This is a genomic window from Streptomyces aurantiacus JA 4570 (assembly GCF_000414115.1).
GTDB classification, from domain to species: Bacteria; Actinomycetota; Actinomycetes; order Streptomycetales; family Streptomycetaceae; genus Streptomyces; species Streptomyces aurantiacus_A.
Genome location: NZ_AOPZ01000516.1, coordinates 1 through 2,122, shown reverse-complemented (window position 1 = coordinate 2,122; position 2,122 = coordinate 1). Strand labels below are relative to the sequence as shown.

The window sequence follows — 2,122 nt, the reverse complement described above, 5'->3', positions numbered from 1 at the left end:
GCCCGCCCCGGCTCGACGGCTTCCGCACCCTCGAAGCCCAGCTCACGGGGCACGCCCGCCCCGGCTCGACGGCCTCCGCACCCGCATAGCCAAGGACCGAGGCCGCATGACCGCGCACCAGGTCCAGCAGCAGCCGCTCCTGCTCCGCCTGCGGCAGACCGGCGAGCCGTTCGGCCCACTCGGAGCCGGGAGCACCCTGCTTCGGCGCCGACTCGGGTTCGGCGAGTGCGCGCCGCACCTCGGGCAGGTCCCCGATGAAGGGGCTCGGCCGCACCGACGTGAACGAGGGCGCAAACCGCTCCCAGTCCACATCCGCCACGGCCAGGAACGTCTCGTCGTACGCCACCGCCTGCGCCAGCGCCGCCACCGCACGCTCCGGCGCCATCGCCGTCAGACCGCGGCGGCGCAGGTGCTCCGCCTCTTCGTCTCCGGCCATGCCGCCCCCGGCCCACAGGCCCCAGGCCACGGAGGTGGCGGTCAGGCCGCGGGCCCGGCGCCGCTGGGCGAGGGCGTCGAGGTAGGCATTGGCAGCCGCATACGCGCCCTGGCCACCACCACCCCACACACCAGAGTTGGACGAGAAGAGAACAAACGCGTCCAGACCCTCGGCGTCGACCAGCTCGTCCAGGTGCGCGGCACCCGCCGTCTTCGCACCGAACACCTCCGCCATATCGGCGGCGGTCATCCCGTCCAGTGGCTGTGTCTGTCCGACGCCCGCAGCGTGGAAGACGGACCGCGGCGCACGTCCGTCGGCGGCCAGTTCGTCCAGGAGACCGGCGACCGCCGCACGGTCGGCGACATCGCAGGCCGCGACGGTGACCTCGGCCCCCAACTCCTCCAGCTCCGCCTTCAGTTCACCGGCGCCCGGCGCGTCCAGACCACGACGACTGGTCAGCACGAGGTGCTCGGCACCCTCACGCGCCAGCCACCGCGCCACATGCCCGCCGATCGCACCCGTACCACCGGTGACCAGCGCGGTGCCGCGCGGCGTCCACCGCTTCGCGGACTCGACCTGCTCGGCCTGTACCAGGCGGCGGACGACGACGCCCGAGCCGCGCACGGCGAGCTGGTCCTCGTTCCCGGCGCCCGCGAGGGCGGCCGTGAAACGCGCGCCCGCACGCGTGTCGTACGCCTGGGGCAGGTCGATGAGACCGCCCCATCGGTCCGCGTACTCCAGGGCCACGACGCGGCCCAGGCCCCACAACTGCGCCTGCACCGGGGACTCCAGAGCGTCACTGCGACCGGTCGACACCGCCCCGGACGTCACCGCCCACAACCGCGCCCCGACCCCCGCATCACCCAGAGCCTGCACCAGGGCGACGGTGCCGACGAGACCCGCGGGCACTCGCTCGTGGTCCACATGCGCGGACTCGTCCAGCCCCAGCAGCGAGACCACACCCGCGAGACCGGCGTCCCCGAACTCACGCAGGCGCGAGGCCAGCGCCTCACGCGTCAACTCCCCAGCCGCCAGGCTCAGTTCGACGACATCGGCACCGGCTCGCGTCAGGGCCTCTCCCGTGCCAGCCGCCCACGGGTGCGTGTCGGCGCCTTCGGGGCGTACGACGAGCCAGCGTCCGGAGAGACCGGACGTCGGCAGGGTGCCGCTGGCCAGGGGCTTCCAGGTGACCCGGTAGCGCCAGCCGTCGAGGGTCGACCGCTCGCGCCGCTGCCGCCGCCACGACGACAGCACGGGCAGCACAGCCCCCAGCTCGACGGAGGCGGAACCGTCCGCCACCTCCAGCTCGGCCGCCAGCTCCTCCAGGTCCTCGCGCTCCACCGCTTCCCAGAAGCGCGCCTCGACCTCGTCCACGGCGGTCGGCGCCGTGTCCGGCACTGCCGCGTGGTCGGGCCAGTAGTGCTGGCGCTGGAAGGCGTAGGTGGGCAGGTCGACGGTGGTGCGGGTACCGGGGAAGAGGGCCTGCCAGTCCAGCTCGACACCGTGGGTGTGCGCCTCCGCGAGCGAGGTGAGCAGGCGGCGGGCGTCACCCTCGTCGCGGCGCAGCGAGCCGAGAGTGGCCGCCGGGCTGTCGGTGGCGTCGATGGTGGCCTGGACCGGGACGGTGAGGACCGGGTGCGGGCTCATCTCGACGAACAGGCCGTGACCCTCGGCCAGGAGGCCGCG

At 74.1% G+C, this 2,122-nt stretch carries 1 protein-coding gene; it reads right to left on the bottom strand.

Annotated features, from left to right (window positions below; translation table 11 throughout):
* Positions 1 to 2,122 (bottom strand): beta-ketoacyl reductase (locus STRAU_RS36650; RefSeq protein WP_158692208.1); only part of this gene is annotated, 2,122 nt, incomplete at both ends.